The organism is Gordonia hankookensis (assembly GCF_014673215.1).
Lineage (GTDB): Bacteria > Actinomycetota > Actinomycetes > Mycobacteriales > Mycobacteriaceae > Gordonia > Gordonia hankookensis.
Map to the genome: position 1 here is coordinate 84371 of NZ_JACWMS010000002.1, position 18309 is coordinate 102679.

Annotated in this window: 20 protein-coding genes; 10 read left to right on the plus strand and 10 right to left on the minus strand. The window is 64.0% G+C overall.

Annotation, left to right across the window (positions count from 1 at the left end):
* Window positions 1-9: 9 nt before the first annotated feature.
* Genes IDF66_RS07675 through IDF66_RS07700 form a run of 6 tightly spaced genes read right to left on the minus strand, consistent with a single transcriptional unit; the run spans window position 10 to window position 5615 of the window.
* On the minus strand, window positions 10-327 hold the full coding sequence (locus tag IDF66_RS07675; RefSeq protein ID WP_190266403.1) for a hypothetical protein: 318 nt from the start codon (window positions 325-327) through the stop codon (window positions 10-12).
* Entirely contained in the window at window positions 293-721 is a 429-nt protein-coding gene (locus IDF66_RS07680; protein WP_164307305.1) for a hypothetical protein, read from the minus strand. The genes IDF66_RS07675 and IDF66_RS07680 overlap by 35 nt, the downstream gene beginning before the upstream one ends.
* Window positions 718-1428 carry an ABC transporter ATP-binding protein gene (locus tag IDF66_RS07685; protein WP_223309388.1) on the minus strand — a complete coding sequence of 237 codons (711 nt, stop codon included), beginning with the start codon at window positions 1426-1428 and terminating at the stop codon, window positions 718-720. The genes IDF66_RS07680 and IDF66_RS07685 overlap by 4 nt, the downstream gene beginning before the upstream one ends.
* The gene (locus tag IDF66_RS07690; RefSeq protein ID WP_317628624.1) at window positions 1425-2138 is read right to left on the minus strand and encodes an ABC transporter ATP-binding protein; all 714 of its coding nucleotides are present in this window, start codon (window positions 2136-2138) and stop codon (window positions 1425-1427) included. Before IDF66_RS07690 ends, IDF66_RS07685 begins: the two co-directional genes overlap by 4 nt.
* A complete protein-coding gene (locus tag IDF66_RS07695; protein ID WP_190266405.1) occupies window positions 2116-4263 on the minus strand; it encodes a branched-chain amino acid ABC transporter permease in 2148 nt (715 codons plus the stop codon). Before IDF66_RS07695 ends, IDF66_RS07690 begins: the two co-directional genes overlap by 23 nt.
* Complete coding sequence (locus IDF66_RS07700) at window positions 4263-5615, minus strand: ABC transporter substrate-binding protein (protein WP_190267382.1); 1353 nt, start codon at window positions 5613-5615, stop codon at window positions 4263-4265. Before IDF66_RS07700 ends, IDF66_RS07695 begins: the two co-directional genes overlap by 1 nt.
* 375 nt (window positions 5616-5990) lie before the next feature.
* Between IDF66_RS07700 and IDF66_RS07705 the strand changes: the two genes are divergently transcribed.
* Genes IDF66_RS07705 through IDF66_RS07735 form a run of 7 tightly spaced genes read left to right on the plus strand, consistent with a single transcriptional unit; the run spans window position 5991 to window position 11641 of the window.
* Window positions 5991-6539, plus strand: a complete 549-nt coding sequence (locus tag IDF66_RS07705) for a carboxymuconolactone decarboxylase family protein (protein ID WP_190266406.1) — start codon at window positions 5991-5993, stop codon at window positions 6537-6539.
* 4 nt (window positions 6540-6543) lie between these two features.
* Window positions 6544-7815: an aromatic ring-hydroxylating oxygenase subunit alpha gene (locus IDF66_RS07710; protein ID WP_164307308.1), complete on the plus strand. Its 1272-nt coding sequence runs from the start codon at window positions 6544-6546 to the stop codon at window positions 7813-7815.
* Window positions 7796-8122 (plus strand): hypothetical protein, encoded by a 327-nt coding sequence (locus tag IDF66_RS07715; protein ID WP_190266407.1) that lies wholly within the window; start codon window positions 7796-7798, stop codon window positions 8120-8122. The genes IDF66_RS07710 and IDF66_RS07715 overlap by 20 nt, the downstream gene beginning before the upstream one ends.
* Complete coding sequence (locus IDF66_RS07720; RefSeq protein WP_164307310.1) at window positions 8122-9333, plus strand: metal-dependent hydrolase family protein; 1212 nt, start codon at window positions 8122-8124, stop codon at window positions 9331-9333. Before IDF66_RS07715 ends, IDF66_RS07720 begins: the two co-directional genes overlap by 1 nt.
* The gene (locus IDF66_RS07725) at window positions 9320-9763 is read left to right on the plus strand and encodes a nuclear transport factor 2 family protein (protein WP_164307311.1); all 444 of its coding nucleotides are present in this window, start codon (window positions 9320-9322) and stop codon (window positions 9761-9763) included. The genes IDF66_RS07720 and IDF66_RS07725 overlap by 14 nt, the downstream gene beginning before the upstream one ends.
* Complete coding sequence (locus tag IDF66_RS07730; RefSeq protein WP_190266408.1) at window positions 9760-10863, plus strand: acyl-CoA dehydrogenase family protein; 1104 nt, start codon at window positions 9760-9762, stop codon at window positions 10861-10863. Before IDF66_RS07725 ends, IDF66_RS07730 begins: the two co-directional genes overlap by 4 nt.
* Window positions 10856-11641, plus strand: coding sequence for an acyl-CoA dehydrogenase family protein (locus tag IDF66_RS07735; RefSeq protein WP_387999133.1), 786 nt, complete (start codon window positions 10856-10858; stop codon window positions 11639-11641). The genes IDF66_RS07730 and IDF66_RS07735 overlap by 8 nt, the downstream gene beginning before the upstream one ends.
* A 95-nt stretch (window positions 11642-11736) precedes the next feature.
* Here the strand turns inward: IDF66_RS07735 and IDF66_RS07740 are convergent, their stop codons facing one another.
* The 4 genes from IDF66_RS07740 to IDF66_RS07755 all read right to left on the minus strand — a co-directional run bounded on the left by IDF66_RS07740 (window position 11737) and on the right by IDF66_RS07755 (window position 15425).
* On the minus strand, window positions 11737-12249 hold the full coding sequence (locus IDF66_RS07740; RefSeq protein ID WP_164307313.1) for a hypothetical protein: 513 nt from the start codon (window positions 12247-12249) through the stop codon (window positions 11737-11739).
* A 209-nt stretch (window positions 12250-12458) separates the two neighbouring features.
* Window positions 12459-13241, minus strand: a complete 783-nt coding sequence (locus IDF66_RS07745; protein ID WP_164307314.1) for an enoyl-CoA hydratase — start codon at window positions 13239-13241, stop codon at window positions 12459-12461.
* A gap of 23 nt (window positions 13242-13264) precedes the next feature.
* Window positions 13265-14440, minus strand: a complete 1176-nt coding sequence (locus IDF66_RS07750; protein ID WP_190266409.1) for an acyl-CoA dehydrogenase family protein — start codon at window positions 14438-14440, stop codon at window positions 13265-13267.
* Entirely contained in the window at window positions 14424-15425 is a 1002-nt protein-coding gene (locus tag IDF66_RS07755; RefSeq protein WP_190266410.1) for an acyl-CoA dehydrogenase family protein, read from the minus strand. Before IDF66_RS07755 ends, IDF66_RS07750 begins: the two co-directional genes overlap by 17 nt.
* A gap of 197 nt (window positions 15426-15622) precedes the next feature.
* On the opposite strand from IDF66_RS07755, the gene IDF66_RS07760 reads away from it, so the two are divergent.
* Genes IDF66_RS07760 through IDF66_RS07770 form a run of 3 tightly spaced genes read left to right on the plus strand, consistent with a single transcriptional unit; the run spans window position 15623 to window position 18266 of the window.
* Window positions 15623-16279: a TetR/AcrR family transcriptional regulator gene (locus IDF66_RS07760; RefSeq protein WP_190266411.1), complete on the plus strand. Its 657-nt coding sequence runs from the start codon at window positions 15623-15625 to the stop codon at window positions 16277-16279.
* Window positions 16280-16329: 50 nt separating this feature from the next.
* The gene (locus IDF66_RS07765; protein ID WP_190266412.1) at window positions 16330-17193 is read left to right on the plus strand and encodes an acyl-CoA thioesterase; all 864 of its coding nucleotides are present in this window, start codon (window positions 16330-16332) and stop codon (window positions 17191-17193) included.
* The gene (locus IDF66_RS07770; protein ID WP_190266413.1) at window positions 17190-18266 is read left to right on the plus strand and encodes an NAD(P)H-dependent amine dehydrogenase family protein; all 1077 of its coding nucleotides are present in this window, start codon (window positions 17190-17192) and stop codon (window positions 18264-18266) included. Before IDF66_RS07765 ends, IDF66_RS07770 begins: the two co-directional genes overlap by 4 nt.
* The last annotated feature ends 43 nt before the right edge of the window (window positions 18267-18309 follow it).

The following is an 18309-nucleotide window of genomic DNA, read 5'->3' on the forward strand; positions in this document are numbered from 1 at the left end:
ATCGGTCCGTCAGTCTGATGCGGGCAGCGATTTCGCCGCTTTGAGGCTCATCGCCTCGCCGTTGCACTCCAACGATCCCGATCCGGAAGACGTACACAGGAGCTCGACCGTCTCGTCGCCGGTGACGTACCGCTTGCCGATCAGCGTCGCGGGCTGCGATCCGTCGGGTGCCGGCGATGTCACGGTCTTCGCAGCCTGCAGAACAGTTCCACCGCAGGTGATCTCCGGATTCACCTCGGATGTCGCGGCGACCACGACCACCTTGGTGGAACACGTCGAGCAGGCCAGTTGTTCACCCGCGCGCAATGGCAGCACTTCCGTGGTCATCGTGAATGCCCTCCTTCACCTGTGTCGAATGTGCACCGACCGCCGGGGCACTGCCCGTGACGAGCCGGTCACCGAAACTGTCGAGATCGAATGCCTGCCGCGCCAGCCAGAACCGCAGGAAGTTCGTCAGGGAGTACCTCAGGAACACTGCCGAGCCCACCACCGCCACCGCGATACCGGTGAGTGCGATCGTCAGCGCATCCCGCTGCACCAGTGGGTCGGACGTGTTGTGCGACATCAGATAGGCGATCACCCCGAGGGCGATCCCCAGCACCATTCCCACGACCCCGAGCCTGACCCAGAGCTGGGATCTGGCGGCGGCCGGATCCGGGATCTTCAGCTTGTCGAGTTCTCGCGTGAATCGTTCTGCCCGGTCATCGGATGCAGCGGTCATGTGGCGCTCCCTAAGTAGAGGTTGGCGAGTTCGTTCCTGAGTGATCGGCCGGGTGGCCCGTCGTATTCGACCCGTCCGCGGACGAGGACGGCGGCATGATCGGCCATGTCCAGGACAGCCGACGCGAATTGCTCGACGACGAGGACCGCGACACCGTCGCGCGCGATCTGCGCGACCTGCTCGTAGAGCTTCTCGACCACCAGAGGAGCCAGGCCCATGGACAATTCGTCGAGAAGCAGCACAGCTGGGTCCGTCACCAACCCACGCGTCAGGGCGAGCATCTGTTGTTCACCGCCCGACAGGGTGCCGGCGGTCTGGGAGGCTCGTTCCTTCAGGATCTGAAACCTGGAGAATGCGAGTTCTTCGACCTCCTCTCGCGACTTGCCGGTGAACGTCATCATCCAGAGGTTCTCGCGGACGGTCAGATTCGGGAATACCCCGCGGCCCTCGGGGATCAGACAGATACCGGCCGACGCGGCATCCCTGGAAGCGATACCGGTCACGTCACGACCGCCGTACAGTAACCGTCCCGCATCGGCCGGATGCACTCCCGCTGCCACTTTCTGGGTCGTGGTCTTGCCGGCGCCGTTGGGTCCCAGCAACGCCACCACCTGACCGGCACCGACACTGATGTCGACACCGTGCAGGGCCGTGATGCCTCCGTAGCCGGCACGGACGTCGCGGAGTTCGAGTAGCGGTGGAATCATGCTGTCCCCAGATACGCGTCGAGTACTGCAGTGTTCTGCCGCACCGTCTCCGGTGGACCTGACATGATGATCGTCCCCAGATCGAGGACGTGGACCTCGTCACAGACACCCATGACGAGTTCCATGTCGTGCTCGACCAGCAATACCGCTACGCCGTCCTGCGCGACCGAACGTAAGATCTGTGCGAATCGTTCGGTCTCGTCGGCGTCCTGTCCGGCCGCCGGCTCGTCCAACAGAATCAGATCCGGTTTCGTGGTGAGAGCCCTGGCCACCTCAACCTGACGGCCGACACCAGTCGGCAGGGAATCAGCCAGCCGGTCCACATACGCTCCGAGCTGCACCCGTTCGATCACTCCGTCGACCATGTTGGCCGCGTCGCGGCCGCTGTGTCGGAGTTCGGCTGCGACGAGCAGATTGTCGCGGACGCTCAGCCGACCGAAGAGCTCCAAGCCCTGGAACGTCCGTGCCATTCCACGCTTCGCGCGTTGCGCCGGTCCGAGGCGAGTGATGTCTTCGCCGTCAAGGAAAACAGAGCCCGAGCTCGGCCGCCGCAACCCCCCGATGACGTCGAACAACGTGCTCTTTCCTGCGCCGTTCGGGCCGATCAACCCAGTGACGTGTCCACGCTCGGCGGACAGCTCGACGTCGGAAAGCGCGCGGTGCGCGCCGAACGACACGGATACATCGTCAACTCTCAGTAGCGATGGCACGATCCAACACCTCCTCATCGTCGTTCACCCACGGACGGCTGATCCCCCACCATTCGACGGGGATCTCGGCATCGGGATATTCAGGTCCCTCACCGTTGGAATGGGCACGCCGGTCTCGCCATCCGGCGATCGCCGGGGTCAGCAAGGCAGCGGCAAGCATCGCGACGAAAAAGAGGTAGCCGTTGATGGCATCGGCGAGTCGCAGCAACCAGAACACCAAGGTCCACACCACCAGCGCCGCCATGACGAGGGGATCCGCGAAGGCGGCGTTCCATTGCTTTCGCATTGCAGCGATGCCCCCCTCCTTCACCGCCTTGGCTCCGAATGCGATGCCGAGGAGTGCCGGAATCGCCTGCGACACCTCCCGCAGCATCGGCCACAACACTCCGATTGCGTTGAGTGGCCCAGCGAGCGCCGCACCCGTGAACAGGCCGCTCCCCACTGTTCCCAATCCGGCCAACACCACGACCAGGAAGATCGGAAGTCCAGAGATGAAGCTGAACTGGTCTCCAGTGACCGAACCGAGTTGCATGCCGTACAAAGCGCCTCCGAGTCCCGCGAGCGCGGAACTCAAACCGAAGACAAGCATCTTGGATAGCAGCAGATTGCCGCCAAGAGTCGCGTAAGCCGCCTCACTGTCTCGCAGCGCGATCAGCCTCCGCCCGAGGCGTCCTCGCCGCAAGAGCGCCACACCGAACGTGGCCACCGCGAGGACAGCCGCGGTGAAAACGGTGATGCGCTGCGGAGTATCGATCGCGTACCCGAGCAGAGTCGGCCCCGGCACCTCCACCGAACCCTGATCGAAGAACGAAACCCGCAACCCGAACAAATCAAATGATGGGAGGGTGAAAATCCACCGGTCGAAGATGACCGCGATTGCGGCCGTGCCCAGTGCGAGATAGACCCCAGACAACCGCAATGCCGGCAGCGCGATCGCTGCTCCCACGATCCCGGCGATCACCATGGCTGCGATGATTGCCCACCACTGACCGTTCGCGCCGAGATGACCGCAGACGATCGCACCGATACCGGCGAGAGTGATCTGACACAACGAGATCTGGCCCGCATACCCCGCGAGTGGTACATACGACAGGGCCAGCACACCGAACGCGAAGATCTGCCCATAGGTGATGAGGTCACTATCGCTGAGCACCGTCGCGAGAATCAGACCGGACCACACGGTCACGAGCGCGAGGAAAACCGCTCCTCGAAGGGACGGCAATGGCACCGGGCTCAGTTGCCGATCCCTACCCCGCAACCGTCCGTGCGGGAACGCAAGTAGGGCAAGCAGGAGCAAGATCGCGGGAGCCGCCAAGCGGATTCCGGGCAGGTACGCGTTCTGGGGGAGGTAGCCCGTCAGGTAACTCTCCATGCACCCGACCACTACCGCGCCGAGGAAGGTGAGCGGAAGGCTCTTGAGGCGACCGAAGATCGCCGCGGCATACGCGCTGACGATCACCAAGGAGAGTGACATCGCATCCAGCGCGACAACCGGGGCGATCAGAACACCGCCGATGGCGGCCAGTTCGATCCCCAGTATCCACGCGATCCGATTTGCCCGCACCGGGTCTGCTCCGGTGAGCCCGACGAGCGATCGGTCGTCAACGGTTGCACGCATCTCGGTACCGGCCCGTGTACGGAACAGCAGCACTCGAAGTCCCACGGCAACCAGGATGGCAACGATCATGGTGAGTGCTTGATGCCATGTCACCGTGGCGCCGAAGACATGGAACGGCTGCTGGTCGGCGAAGAACTGCGGCAGGTTGCGCGGTTCGTTCGGATCCCAGATCCACCGCGCGAGCGCAATGAGGCCGCTCAACAACGCAACCGTCATCACCAGCTTCTCGGCCTCACCGAGAGGCTGCACCGGACGCATCGCGACCTCGACGAGCAGTCCGAACAGCGGCGTCAGCACGCCGAGTACCACCACCAGCGACAACCAGACAGGCCAGCCCCAGCCAATGCTGAACTGCCAGTATATGAATGCCGCCATCATGCCGGCGGCACCATGAGCGAAGTTGAAGACACCTGTGGTGGTGTAGGTGACGACCAGCCCGCCGCTGATCACTGCGTAGATCGCGGCGGTGCTGAGTCCGACCACGCCAAAGGCGAGGAATTGATCCATTACTGCACGTCACTCATGCTCTTGCCGACATCGGTCAACTTCATTCCGTTGCCGTATTGACCTGTCCACTTCTTCACTGGGATGTTGCAGCGGTACGCTCCCTGGTCCGCACCGAAGTCGGCAGGCTCCCAACCGTTCGCGGTCGTCTTCTCGACGTTGAAGCACGGCGACGGCGCCGCACCCGGCGTGAGATTCTGCGGTGCCTGCAGGCCACCCGCGGTCCATTGCGTTTCCTTCGTCGCGGCGCTCATCAAGCACGATCGCGTCAGATTGTCACCGCAGCTCGCGGCGGACTTCGCGAACACCAGCCACGACGAGAAGGCGCGAAGTGAAGGAAGGGTGATGGTCGCGCCTGGAGCATATTTCTTGTATAGCTCCTTGAGCTGGTTCATCACCGGTTCGGTGCTCTCTATCGGCAGGACACCACCGAGGTCGACGAGGTTGTTCTGCTTCGCCGCGGATGAACCGATCAGATCGAGGAACGCCTGACTGTAGGCGTTGTTGTTCGCGTCGATCCAATCCGGCTTGTAATTCATACTGGTCAACACGCTTTCGAGCTTGGCGAGTTGGTTGTACTGCCCGAAGAAGATCAGCCCCTTGACCCCCTTGTTCTTGATTGCCTGGGCATAGGGGGTCCAGTCGGAGACTCCTGCGGCCGGGTACAGGTCGTTGTATACGAAGGTGCCGCCGGCGGCCTTGACGGTCTCGGTCTGGATGTCGCCGAGGACCTTGGTGACCGGCGAGTCCCCGTTGATGATGCCGATCGCGTTCGCGGACTGCGGATAGGCATCCTTCAGCAGCCACTCGCGGAACTGATAGTAGGGCAGATACCCGAAGACTTGCGACGGCGAGGCCTGCACGCTGAGGTCCGCACCTAGCTCGGACATTTGAGCGACCTGCGCGGGAAAGTTCGGAAGCAGACAGGACAGTCGTTCTTTGGTGCCCAGGCCATCCAGAGCGGCGCCGCCGCCGACAAGTGCGAAATCCTGCTTGCAGGCCTCAGACATCTGCTGTCGCACCGCCATGAGCTTGGTGTCATGAGTGTTGGCCACGATCTTGCGGCCGTTGATCCCGCCATTGTCGTTACACCACGAGGTGAAAACCTTTGCAGCGTCCACGAATTCCGCATTCTTGGTGAAACCGACGTCGGAGAGCACGCCGACCTGTATCTCCGAATCGCTGACGCCCTGGGCGGTGGCACCTTTTGCGGCCCCCTTCTTGCACACATCCGTCAGATCACCGAACGAACTCGAGACGCTCGACGAGGACGCTGTACCCTCTGTCCCGGTTTCCTCGGACCCGCTGCCATCTCGGCCACCACATCCTGCGGCCGCAAACGCCACCACCACCATGGCGGTCGCGAATATTCGCTGTGCTTTCACCTGATTCTCCTCAATGACGTCTCCGGGCCCGCAAATCCCACCGGGATCGAGAGCGTCTGGCGAAGGCTGCCGAACAAGCACCGCAGCACAGCCATGACATCGATGCTCTCGCTAATGAGAAACTAGCTTCTCGTAAACGAAGAATCAACAGATTTGGAGACCCAGATCACAAACGATCCCAACCCCGACCTCGCGACGTCGCCGAACGCACCCGACCCCCTGAGACCGGGCCCACCCCGTCCGCCGTCCCCGCCACGAAGTATGCGCCGATGGATTGACTCGAGCGGCAACTCGTGAAAACGTAGTACTCGTCAATGAGAATATGATTCTCCAAAGGAGGGCCGGATGCGGCTGACACCCTTGCCTGGCGAACAGTGGGACGACGACGTCGATGCTGCACTGGCCGGAATGCTGCCGAAGCGACGCCGAAACCCCCAGGGCGCGGGAAACGCGCTGGCAACCCTCGTACGTCATCCAGATCTGACCAAGGCCTTCATGCCGTTCAACGTGCACTTGTTGTTCCGGTCCACGCTGTCAGACCGGATGCGAGAGGCCGCGATCCTCCGGGTGGCGGAACTGAGCGAATCGCCCTATGAGCTCGAGCACCACAGGGGGATGGGCCAGGCCGCCGGAATGACACTCGAGGAGATCGAGGACGCCCGCATGGGCGTCGCGCTCGAACCCGTCGAACAACTCGTCCTCGATGCAGTCGGTGAGCTCGATCGTCACCACGCGATCCTCGACGGGACCTGGGCTTCCCTAACCGAGCATCTGACCGACCGGCAGATGATGGACCTGGTCTTCACCGTCGGCGCCTACGCCACCTTGTCCATGGCATTCAACACGTTCGGCATCGAGCCGGATCGCGAACTCCAGCCTGAATACGAAAGGTAAACCATTGGCACACTTCAAGAAACCCGCCGAGGGAAGTTGGACCGAGCACTTCCCCCAACTCGGGACCGATCCGGTGGACTACACCGACTCGATCGATCCCGCGTTCTATGAGAGCGAACGTGAGGCGATCTTCAAGAAGACCTGGCTCAACGTCGGCCGGGTCGAGCGGCTCCCGAAGAAGGGCAGCTACTTCACGCGCGAACTGGCGGCGGCGAACACGTCGTTGATCATCGTCAAGGGCAAGGACGACGTCGTCCGGGCCTTCCACAACGTCTGCCGGCATCGTGGCAACAAACTGGTGTGGGACGACTTCCCCAACGAGGAGACCTCCGGTACCTGCCGGCAGTTCACCTGCAAGTACCACGCCTGGCGGTACGACCTCACCGGCGATCTGAGCTACGTCCAGCAAGAGGGCGAGTTCTTCGACCTCGACAAGCAACAGTTCGGACTCAAGTCGGTCCGGTGCGAGATCTGGGAAGGGTTCATCTTCATCAACCTCGACCCGAACGCCGAGTCGCTCGAGGACTATCTGGGCACCTATGGCAAAGGGCTGCAAGGCTATCCGTTCCACGAGATGACCGAGGTCTACAGCTACCGCGCCGAGGTCGGCAGCAACTGGAAGCTCTTCATCGACGCCTTCGCCGAGTTTTATCACGCCCCCGTCCTGCATCAGAAGCAGGCGGTGAAGGACGAGGCCGACAAGCTCATGAAGGTCGGTTTCGAAGGCCTGCACTACGACTTGCAGGGCCCTCACTCGATGGTCTCGTCGTGGGGAGGCATGGCTCCGCCCAAGGATCTGAACATGGTCAAGCCGATCGAGCGCATCCTGCGGTCGGGCCTGTTCGGTCCATGGGATCGGCCCGACATCGAGGGTCTGGATCCCTTGCCGCCCGCGATCAACCCCGCAGGCGCGGTCCCCTGGGGCGTCGACGAGTTCGAGTTCTTCCCGAACATGTCGCTGCTGTGCTGGGCGCCGGGCTGGTATCTGACGTACCACTATTGGCCAACCGCGGTCGATCGGCACATCTTCGAGGCCAAGCTGTACTTCGTGCCGCCGAAGACCGTCCGCGAGCGCCTCGCCCAGGAGCTGGCCGCAGTCACCTTCAAGGAGTACGCGTTGCAGGACGCCAACACCCTCGAGGCGACCCAGAAGATGATCGAGACCCGCACCGTCACCGATTTCCCCTTGTGCGACCAGGAGATCCTCCTGCGTCACCTCCACAAAACGGCCGTCGACCACGTCAAGGAGTACGAAGATGCCAAAGCTGCCAGCTGAATTCGCCGAATTGGAGAAGTACTCGGACTGGTGCCTGCCCACCGAGGCGCAACGCTATGCCAAGCGGCTCGAGTCGAGCATGGCGGACATGCAGGAATTCTACGACGCGGCGATGAAGCGCCTGGACGACGCGTGCGTCTTCGGTGACAAATTCCCCCTCGATGACCTGCCCGAGGACGTACGTTCGCTGGTCCACCTCATGCAGTCGCTCGTGATGGTGTCGTTCCCCGTGGAGGTCTGGAAGCAACCGCGTGTCCCCGACAGCGGTGCCGCCTGGGCGGAACTCGTCTCCGAACCCGTGGTCTGATGGTCACTCTCAAGGCGGCCGGTCTGGTCGACGTCGACACGGGTGAGCTGATCACCCCAGGCATCATCCGTGTCGACGGCGATCGGATCGTCGGAATCGGTGGCGAGCCCGACGGCGAGATCATCGACCTCGGCGACAACATCCTCCTCCCCGGATTGATGGACATGGAGGTCAACCTGCTGATGGGTGGGCGGGGCGAACGGCCCGTCTACTCAACGGTCCAGGATGATCCGCCGACCCGGATGCTGCGTGCGGTGGGCAATTCCCGCCGCACGCTGCGGGCCGGCTTCACCACCGTCCGCAACCTCGGACTCTTCGTCAAGACCGGCGGATACCTGCTCGATGTCGCGCTCGGCCGGGCCATCGACGCCGGCTGGGTGGACGGCCCCCGTGTGGTGCCGGCCGGACACGCGATCACCCCGACCGGCGGACACCTCGACCCGACCATGTTCGCGGCCTTCGCGCCGCACGTCATGGAGCTCACCCTCGAAGAGGGGATCGCCAACGGGGTCGACGAGGTCCGCAAGGCGGTGCGCTATCAGATCAAGCACGGCGCCCAGCTGATCAAGGTGTGCGTCTCCGGTGGCGTGATGTCCCTGACGGGAGCACCGGGGGCGCAGCACTATTCGTTCGACGAGTTGTGCGCGATCGTCGACGAGGCCCACCGCAGAGGGCTACGGGTCGCCTCGCACACCCATGGCGCGGAGGCCGTCAAACAGGCGGTCAAGGCCGGCATCGACTGCATCGAGCACGGCTTCCTGATGGATGACGAGGCCATCGAGATGTTGGTCGCCAACGACAGCTTCCTCGTCCCGACGACGCGCCTGGCCGACGCCATGGATGTCTCGCACTCCCCACCGGAGTTGCAGGCGAAGGCTGCCGAAATGTTCCCGAAGGCCCGGATCTCGGTGAAGAAGGCCTACGACGCCGGGGTCAAGATCGCCGTGGGCACCGACGCGCCCGCGATCCCGCACGGCAAGAACGCCGACGAACTCGTCGCGTTGGTGGAGCGCGGCATGCCGCCATCCGCGGTGTTGCGCGCCGCCACCGCGACAGCGGCCGAGCTGATCAACGTCGAGGATCGGGGCCGGCTCGCCGAAGGTCTGCTCGCGGACATCATCGCGGTTCCGGGAAACCCCCTCACGGACATCACCGTCACCCAGGATGTCCGATTCGTGATGAAAGGCGGCAAGGTCTTTGTCCAGAAGTGACACCTCCAGAAATGACGACCTGATCGAGATCGAGCAACTGCTCGCCAAATACGCGGTCACGATGACCAAGGGCGACACCGACGGCGTGGTGTCGGTGTTCACGCCGGACGGCACCTACAGCGCGTTCGGTGAGATCTACCCCCTCGACCGTTTTCCGCAACTGGTCGCCGCGGCACCCAAAGGCCTCTTCCTGACCGGAACGGCCCTCATCGACCTCGACGGCGACGGTGGCGAGGACACCGCAACCGGCACCCAGCCACTCTGCTTCATCGACCACACCCAGCAGGACATGCGCATCGGTTACTACGACGACACCTACGTCCGCACCGACGACGGGTGGCGATTGCGCACCAGGGCGATGACGTTCATCCGTCGCAACGGTGAGCACAATTCCGGTCGGCCCCACGCGATCTCCTTCACCGGGGAATGAACACACAGGAGTTCCGGGCGGCGGTGCGCGGGTGGCTCGACACCCATGACCTGTCCCCCGGTGACGACCATTCCTTCGACGCCCAGGTCGCCCAGCTGTCCCGTGTCCGACGGGCTCTCCACGACGCCGACTGGATGCGCTACGGATGGCCCGCCGAGGTCGGCGGCCTCGGCGGCGAGGCGGTGCTGCGGGCAGTGCTCGGCGAAGAGGTCGCGACACGCAACCTGGCCGAACCCGGCATCTACTCGATGATCGAGGTGCTCGCGCCGACTGTCATCTCCTACGCGCGGCCCGAGTTGGCTGCCGAGATGGTGCCACGACTGCTCAACGGCGACGAGCAGTGGTGCCAGGGCTTCTCCGAACCCGGATCCGGCAGCGACCTGGCCTCCCTGAGTACGCGCGCTGCACCGGATCCCGACGCAGACACGTGGATCATCAACGGCCAGAAGGTATGGACCAGTCTCGCCCAGTTCGCCGCCCGGTGCGTGCTGCTGACTCGCACCGGCCCCGGCCACGAGGGCATCACCGCGTTCTTCGTCGACATGGACACCCCGGGCATCACGGTGCGACCGCTACGGACGATGCACGGCGTCGACGAGTTCGCCGAGGTCTGGTTCGACGACGTCGTGGTACCGGCCGATCGGATGCTGGGTCGGCCGGGCGACGGGTGGCGGGTCGCCATGGACCTGCTGCCACATGAGCGATCGACGTGTTTCTGGCATCGCATCGCCTACCTGTACTCCATCCTGGACAATCTTGTGCAGCAGTCGGATCCCGCTGACGACCTCGATCTCGGCGCGGCCTACCTCGCGGCGCACACCGTCCGGTCCCGCTCGTATGCGACGCAGCAGCGGCTCGGCGCGGGCGGGCGTCTCGGGCCCGAGACGTCGGTCGACAAGGTGCTGCTGGCGACCGCGGAACAACAACTCTTCGACACCTGTCGCGATCTCGTCCCCGGTGCGGTCGAGTGGACTGACCCGGTGCTGCGTTCGGAATATCTCTATTCACGTGCAGCGACCATCTACGGCGGCACGGCCGAGATCCAGCGCAACATCATCGCGCGCCGACTACTCGATCTGGGAAAGGGCGACAGTGGATAGCGCCGAACAGGATCTCTTCGCCGACACCCTGCGCAAGGTCATGTCCTCGAGTTCCGGGCCTGTCCTCGACAAGGCGCTCGGCGAACTCGGATGGTCGGAGATGCTGGCCGACATCCCCGACGTCGCCATCCCGCTCGTCTTCCGCCTACTCGGCGAAACCGGCACGCACAGTTCCGTTCTCAACGACGTGCTGTTGATCGACCACGACGGAGAACCCGGATCCGTGGTACCGCTGCCGTTTGTGGGCCGGCGGTGGGTGGAGTGGGCGCGAGAGCACGCAGACGGGCATGACTCGATCGATCCGGAGCTCCCCCTTCACGAAGTGGCCCGTGGCGTCGAGGTGCCGATCGCGCGGGCTCGTCTGGCGCTCGGATGGTGGCTGCTCGGATCCAGCCGGGCCATGCTCGATCTGGCGCGGACCCACGCCCTCGACCGCACACAGTTCGGTCGACCGATCGCCGCCTTCCAAGCGGTTCGTCACCGACTCGCCGAGACCTTGGCGGCCATCGAGGGGGCCGAGGCCACTCTTCTGGTTGCCCAGGACGACTTCGGCGCGCTTCTCGCCAAGGCAGCGGCCGGCCGGGCCGCCTCGATCACGTCTCGTCATGTCCAGCAGATCCTCGGCGGGATCGGCTTCACCGCCGAACACCCGTTCCATCGACATGCCCGCAGGGTCATCATGCTCGATTCGCTGCTGGGTACTCATCGGGAGCTGACACGCGAGGCCGGTGCCCGGATCCGGGCCTCGCAGACCGCTCCGCGGTTGATCGACCTCTGAGCACGGGCGTCTCACCCACGTCGCCATCGCATACCGGTCATCACACACTTCGGGCCGGCCTCGAATCGATGCCGGCCCGAAGGGGTTTCCGTGTGTCAGGCACAGGCAGGAATCTGTCCCCCGTCACCCTGCACCGCCATCAACGCGCAGAAGGTGTCGGCGGAGACCTTCCACTTCCCGTCTTCCTTGATCGCCTGTCCGGTCTGACCCGGCATCACCGGGTTGGCCTGCATCAGCAGGTCATACGTGACGTCGGCATGGTCGGCGTCGGTGACCTTCACGTCCTTCACCGCCACCGTCGTCTGCATGGACTGCGGATTCTTCGTCAGCCCCTGCAGCACCGGCAGGAACGCGTCGCCGTTCTCGATCAACGCGGCCCGTTCCGCAGGCGGGGTCTGACCGTTGAAGAAGACCACATATGCGTCGGTGATCTCCTTGGTGGTGGCCGGGTCCGCGGCGGCCGCGGCCATCGATGTCGATGCCATCGAACTGGTTGCGCTCGAGCCGGAATCACTCGAGTCCGAGTCGCTACAACCGGCAGCGACGCCGACGATCATGACCGCCCCCGCACACATGGCCAGAGCCCGCGCGGTGAAAGTTCTGCGCATGGTGGTGTCCTTTCTCGTGGACGCTCGACATCACGAGCCGCCCAACTGATTCATGAAGCGTCGACGGCAGTGGGTGCCGGCGACCGAGTGTGATAATCACATTCTCTCCCTAGAGAATAGGACAATCACCTGCTCGTTTCTGCCGAAACTGAGAATTTCCTATGAGCAATATTGTTGCCGCGCGGACCATTTGACCCCGCCCGACCGACTCAGCCCATTCGGCCCTTCATCTCGTCGAGATGGACGAGCACAGGAAAACCACTCATGCTCAGCGCATTTCCGTGTCCGGTCTGATGGATGTCGAACACCGACTGGATCGCCGCATAGAAGCCCTGGACATCGAGCGTCTGGTTGACCGCCCGCTTGGCCTGACGCAAGGCGAAGGGAGGCATGGTCGCGATCTTCGCCGCCATCTCCGCGGTACGCGCATCGAGCTCGTCTCGTGGAACCACGAGGTTCACCATGCCGGTCTGCTCCGCCTCCGCGGCCGTGACCGGGCGTCCGGTGAAGAGGATCTCCTTGGCCTTGCGCGGGCCCAGTTCCCAGGTGTGGCCGTGATATTCGACACCACCGATACCCATCATCACGACGGGATCGGAGAACTTGGCATCCTCCGATGCGATGATCAGGTCGCACGGCCAACAGAGCAGAAGGCCACCTGCGATGCAACGACCCTGCACCGCAGCGATACTCGGCTTGGGGATGTTTCGCCAGCGCAGGCTGTAGTCGAGGTATCGTCGGGACTCCGTGCCGTAGACCATCTCCAGAGTGATCTTGTCCGGCCTCGGGCCACCACCGTTGAGGTCATGCCCGGACGAGAAGTGCTTGCCCTCGCCGCGCAAGACGATGACGCTCACGTCCGGATCGTCGGCCGCCCTGGTCCACGCCGCGTCCAGCTCGTCGAGGAGCTCGGCGTTCTGGGCGTTGGCCACCTCCGGACGATTCAGCGTGATCGTCGCGATCCTGTCCTTCACGTCATACAAGATGTTCATCTGTGTCCTTCATCGATACCGCCTCAGCGCCTGGGTAATCCGAGCACTCGCTCCGCGATGACATTCCGCTGGATCTCCGAGGTACCACCGGCGATGGTGTAACCGAAACTGCGCGCATAGCGTTCGAACCAACTGGTGTACAGCATCTCGAGATCCATGTGGTTGTACGGTGCGGTCAGCCCGGGGTGCGACAGCCCGGCCTCGCCTGCGGCGGCGAGTGCATGCTCGGTCGCGTTCTGCACGGCTTCCGAACCCATGAGCTTGAGCACCGACAACGCGGGCACATCCTGCTCGCCCCGGGCCGCCCGGCCCAGCGCCTTCGAGCCGAGCAACCTGAGTGCGTACGAGTCCATCACCAGCGTCGCGTACCGATCGCGGTCGAGTACGGTCTCCGGTCGGTAGTCGCGGAGCAGATCCTCCAGACGCTCGGCAAAACTGAGCCACAACAGGGTTCGCTCGTGACCCAGCGACCCGTTGGCGACGTGCCACCCCCCGTGGAGCTCACCGATCAGATTCTCGGCAGGCACCCGCACATCCTCGAAGAAGACCTCGTTGAAGTCGAGATCCGTTGGAGACGAGATCGCCCCGAACGGGCGACGGGTCACGCCGGGCAGATCAGTCGGGATCAGGATCGCGCTGATGCCCTTGTGTTTGGGCGCATCGGGGTCGGTGCGCACAAAGGTCAACAGGACGTCGGCGTCATGGGCTCCCGACGTCCAGACCTTCTGGCCGTTCACCACGAACTCGTCGCCCTCGAGTCGCGCCTTGGTGCGCAGGGAGGCCAGATCGGAGCCGGCCCCCGGCTCACTCATCCCGAGCGACGCGGTGATCTCGGCACGCAGGATGCGCACCGCCCACCTGCTCTTCTGCTCCGGGGTCCCGAAGGTCAGCAGCGAAGCCGCGATGATGCCAAGACCCTGTGGGTTGTAGCTGTGGTAGATGCGCCGTCGCGACAGCTCGACGAGATGGACGTATTGCTGCAGGATTCCGGCGTTGCGTCCCCCGAACTCTGGCGGGTTCCCGGGCTGTAGCCATCCGTGATCGAATTGCAGGCGTTGCCACTCACGTGCCCAATCCGGTATGTCCGAACTGGATTTCGTCCTACGGACGGCTTGCGCCTCCGTCGGGAGATGCTCGTCGAGGAATGCGACGAACTCCGCCCGGAACTCCTCGACATCGGTGTCAAAGTTGAGTTGCACGATACTCCTCGGTGATCAATGCCCGGTGTTCGTCGGAACCACCGAGCATCAGTTCTCCTGCCTTGGCACGCTTGAGTGGGAACTGCAGATCGTTCTCCCACGTGTATCCCATCGCACCGAACAGCTGATAACCGTTGCGGAAGACCAGCGACTGACACTCTCCCGCCGAGGCTTTCGCCATCGACGCCGCCAGTCGCATGTCGGCGCTGCCCGTCGCGATCGTCAGCGCGCTGTAGTACGCGAGCGCCCGGGCCCGCTCCACCGCGACGTGCATGTCGGCCGCCTTGTGCTTCACGGCCTGGAAGCTGCCGATCGCGACACCGAACTGCTGGCGATTGGTCACATGCTCGAGGGCGAGGTCGAGGATGCGCTGGCACGCACCGACCATCGTGATGGACATCCCCATCAACGCGACGGCGCGTGCACGCGCGACGTCGGGAACCGGATTGCGCCGTGAATCCGGGACGCGAACAGACGGAAACGTGATATCAGCGACATGCATCAGCGGGTCGAAGCACGGCACCCGCGTCACGATCGCGACATCCGCGGGGATCACGAACACCCCTGCGGCGGTCACCACGGCGAATTGCTCGGCGCGGTCGCCATCGAGAACGGTCCGGCAGGTACCCGAGAGCAGCCACCCCTCGTCGTCGAGATGTGCGGTGACACCGGTCGGAACCGCCGCACCCGTCCTGCCGGGTTCGGCCAACTCTCCGGCCAACGGCGCGAACTGTGTCACGGTCGCGAGGAACGGCGTCGGATCGGTCGCCGCGCCCATGCCCTCCAAGGCGATGGCGAGCTCGACGGATTCGGCGGGTTCCACCAGTTCCGTCCAGCCCTGATCGACATACGTCGCCCAGAGTGGCGCCGGATCGACGTCGTCGTCGACCACCTGCCGGATCCATGCCGGCGAGCATTCCTTCGCCAGCAACTCCCGCACGGTCTTACCCCATAGCCGCTGGTCGGAATCGAACTCTACGAGCACGGACACTCTCCTCTCGGCTTCCTGTGTGCCCCGACGACTGACGACGACGGAGAGACTGATCTATCCACAAATTGAGAATAGCGTTCTCCATTTGAGAATGGAACACTTTCAACTTGTAGAGCGCCCTTCGCCGCGATGCATTGTTCACTCAGCTAAACTCGGCCTATGCATAGGCAACTCGGCGGAAATCGGGCGCTATGACAAGCGCGAACGAAGAGCCCGCATGGAAGCAGCGCGCGGTCGAGCGGTCGATCAAGACCGCCAAACTGCGTGCCGAACAACGCGTACAACGCTTCCTCGACGCTGCGCAGGCGATCATCACCGAGAAGGGCACGACCGAGTTCACGGTGCAGGAGGTCGTCGAGCGGTCGAAACAGTCCTTGCGGAGTTTCTATCTGCAGTTCGACGGCAAGCACGAATTGCTCCTCGCGCTGTTCGAGGACGCGCTGAGCAAGTCCGCCGACCAGATCCGAGCGGCCGCGGCCACCGAGACCGACCCCATCGAACGGGTCCGGGTCGCGGTGACCCTGCTGTTCGAGTTGTCCCGACCGGACCCGAATGCCAAGCGGCCCTTGTTCAGCGACTTCGCACCGCAGCTGCTCCTCACCCATCCGACCGAGGTGCGCGTCGCACACGCGCCACTGGTCGCCCTGCTGTCGGAATTCCTCGAGGAGGCCTCCGCCGCAGATGAATTGCGCGAGGGCCTGAATCCACGGCGGGTGGCCGCGATGGTGATGCAGACGGTCATGTTCATCGCTCAGTCGAGCGCGCCCACCGAGGACCCCGACAATCATCCCATCACCGCCGACGAGGTCTGGGAGTTCTGCGCGCAAGGATTCAGTCGCGACGCCTGACGTCCGAGAATCGTATTCTCATTTTCGCAATCTGCGATTACACTGCCGTCATGGCAACTGACTGGCGTGAGCTGATCTCCGTTCTCGACCTGCGTGACTGCACACCGATCGGTGTCGGCGCCTCCGATCGTTCCTCGGCCACCACCGGGGCTACGTCGGTGCCCACCGCGAGTTGCTACCGCGGCACCAACCTCTCGCTCCCGTATCGGCGTCTGTTCGGCGGGCAGTTGCTCGCGCAGTTCGTGGCGGCGGCGGGCGTGGCCAGTCCGGAGAAGACCATCAGGTCGATACACGCCAACTTCTTGCGAGAAGGAATGGTCGACGAAGACGTCACCTACGAGGTCGACCATCGACACCGCGGACGTTCTTTCGACACCTTGCAGATCAGTGCCACCCAGACCGATCGGCTCATCGCCGTGGCGACGGTGGCGATGCATGTCGCCGACGAGGGGCCCGACATCCAGACGATCGACCCCGTCCCCGATCTGCCCGGCGCCGAGGACGAGATCACCGTCGGATTGTTGCCCTGGGAGATCCGGTCCCTCGACGACCTCGACGACCCGGCCTCTGCCGCACCGCACCACGAGATGTGGATGCGAACACCGCCGGCCGATGACGACCGTGCGTATCCCTGCGTCGCCGCATACGCCACCGATCTCACCGTCATCGGTACGGCGCTGCGACCGTTGGACGGATTCAGCCAGGGCGGCAACGGAACCGCCTTCCATTCGGCGGTGACCTCACACACGATGTGGTTCCATCGACCCGTTCGCACCGACCAGTGGCTCCTGATCCGACAGGACAGCCCGATCATCGCGGGCGGACGGTGTTACGGCCGAGGTGACATCATCACCGAGAGTGGCTCGCTGGTCGCCTCTTTCGCGCAGGAGGCAGTTGTCAGGATGGCGTCGTGACCGCGGCCGCCGTCTCGCCCGCGGTAGCCGGTGCGACCACACCACGTCGTCATCGGTGTGTCCAGTGGGCCACCGGCAACATCGGCGCCCGCTCGCTGCGCGCGATCATCGAGCACCCCCACCTCGAACTCGTCGGGGTGTACGTGACCTCGCCGGAGAAGCACGGAGCCGATGCAGGCGATCTGTGCGGAGTGGCAACGGTCGGGGTGAAGGCCACCGACAGCGTCGATGACATCATCGCGCTGACACCCGACTGCGTCGTGTACATGCCCGCTGCGCTCGACGTCGACGAGGTCGCCCGGCTCCTCGAAGCCGGGATCGACATCGTCACCACGCGCGGCGAGTTCCACCGTCCCGCGAGCATGGACGCCGGCCTGCGTGAGCGTATCGAGCACGCGTGTCTCGCCGGTGGTACGTCGATCCATTCGACCGGCAGCAGCCCGGGGTTCATCACCGAGGCGATTCCGTTGGTACTCAGCTCCATCCAGCGCCGCGTCGACATGATCGCGATCGACGAGTTCGCAGATCTCTCCCGTCGGAACTCCCCCGACCTGCTCTTCGGCATCATGGGCTTCGGCGGCCAGGCGCGCGAATTCGAGGACTATCGTCTGGAGTACCTCCGCGGCAGCTTCGGTCCCTCGCTCCAGCTCGTCGCCGAGTCGATCGGGATGCCGCTGGATGCGGTCGAGGTACACGGTGAGGTCGGGCTGACGACGCACGAGGTGTCGATCGCCGCGGGTATGCTGCCCGCGGGTTCGGTCGGCGCCCAACGGATCACGGTCTCCGGCATACGCGGCGGCCGGGAGATCCTCCGTTTCCGCGCGAACTGGTACTGCACCTCCGACATCGAACCACGGTGGGATCTGCTGGCCACCGGCTGGCGCGTCGTCGTCGACGGGGACGCGCCGCTGTCGGTCGACATCAACATGCCGATCGACCTCGATCACATGGCCGAGACCACGCCCGGCTACACCGCCAACCGAGCGGTGAACGCGGTACGCCACGTCTGTGCGGCCGCTCCCGGAATCCGCACCTCGGTCGACCTCCCGCAGATCGTTCCCGACCTCTCCTGAACCGCCGACAGCAATCCGGTTGCTGTCGGCGGAATTCGGGTTG

What these genes read in the sequence shown, in the direction of transcription:
- IDF66_RS07680 (WP_164307305.1), bottom strand. Translation starts at nt 721, where the DNA reads ATGACCGCTGCATCCGATGACCGGGCAGAACGATTCACGCGAGAACTC.
- IDF66_RS07705 (WP_190266406.1), top strand. Translation starts at nt 5,991, where the DNA reads ATGCGGCTGACACCCTTGCCTGGCGAACAGTGGGACGACGACGTCGAT.
- IDF66_RS07720 (WP_164307310.1), top strand. Translation starts at nt 8,122, where the DNA reads ATGGTCACTCTCAAGGCGGCCGGTCTGGTCGACGTCGACACGGGTGAG.
- IDF66_RS07760 (WP_190266411.1), top strand. Translation starts at nt 15,623, where the DNA reads ATGACAAGCGCGAACGAAGAGCCCGCATGGAAGCAGCGCGCGGTCGAG.
- IDF66_RS07685 (WP_223309388.1), bottom strand. Translation starts at nt 1,428, where the DNA reads ATGATTCCACCGCTACTCGAACTCCGCGACGTCCGTGCCGGCTACGGA.
- IDF66_RS07740 (WP_164307313.1), bottom strand. Translation starts at nt 12,249, where the DNA reads ATGCGCAGAACTTTCACCGCGCGGGCTCTGGCCATGTGTGCGGGGGCG.
- IDF66_RS07745 (WP_164307314.1), bottom strand. Translation starts at nt 13,241, where the DNA reads ATGAACATCTTGTATGACGTGAAGGACAGGATCGCGACGATCACGCTG.
- IDF66_RS07765 (WP_190266412.1), top strand. Translation starts at nt 16,330, where the DNA reads ATGGCAACTGACTGGCGTGAGCTGATCTCCGTTCTCGACCTGCGTGAC.
- IDF66_RS07715 (WP_190266407.1), top strand. Translation starts at nt 7,796, where the DNA reads ATGCCAAAGCTGCCAGCTGAATTCGCCGAATTGGAGAAGTACTCGGAC.
- IDF66_RS07695 (WP_190266405.1), bottom strand. Translation starts at nt 4,263, where the DNA reads ATGGATCAATTCCTCGCCTTTGGCGTGGTCGGACTCAGCACCGCCGCG.
- IDF66_RS07700 (WP_190267382.1), bottom strand. Translation starts at nt 5,615, where the DNA reads ATGGTGGTGGTGGCGTTTGCGGCCGCAGGATGTGGTGGCCGAGATGGC.
- IDF66_RS07675 (WP_190266403.1), bottom strand. Translation starts at nt 327, where the DNA reads ATGACCACGGAAGTGCTGCCATTGCGCGCGGGTGAACAACTGGCCTGC.
- IDF66_RS07730 (WP_190266408.1), top strand. Translation starts at nt 9,760, where the DNA reads ATGAACACACAGGAGTTCCGGGCGGCGGTGCGCGGGTGGCTCGACACC.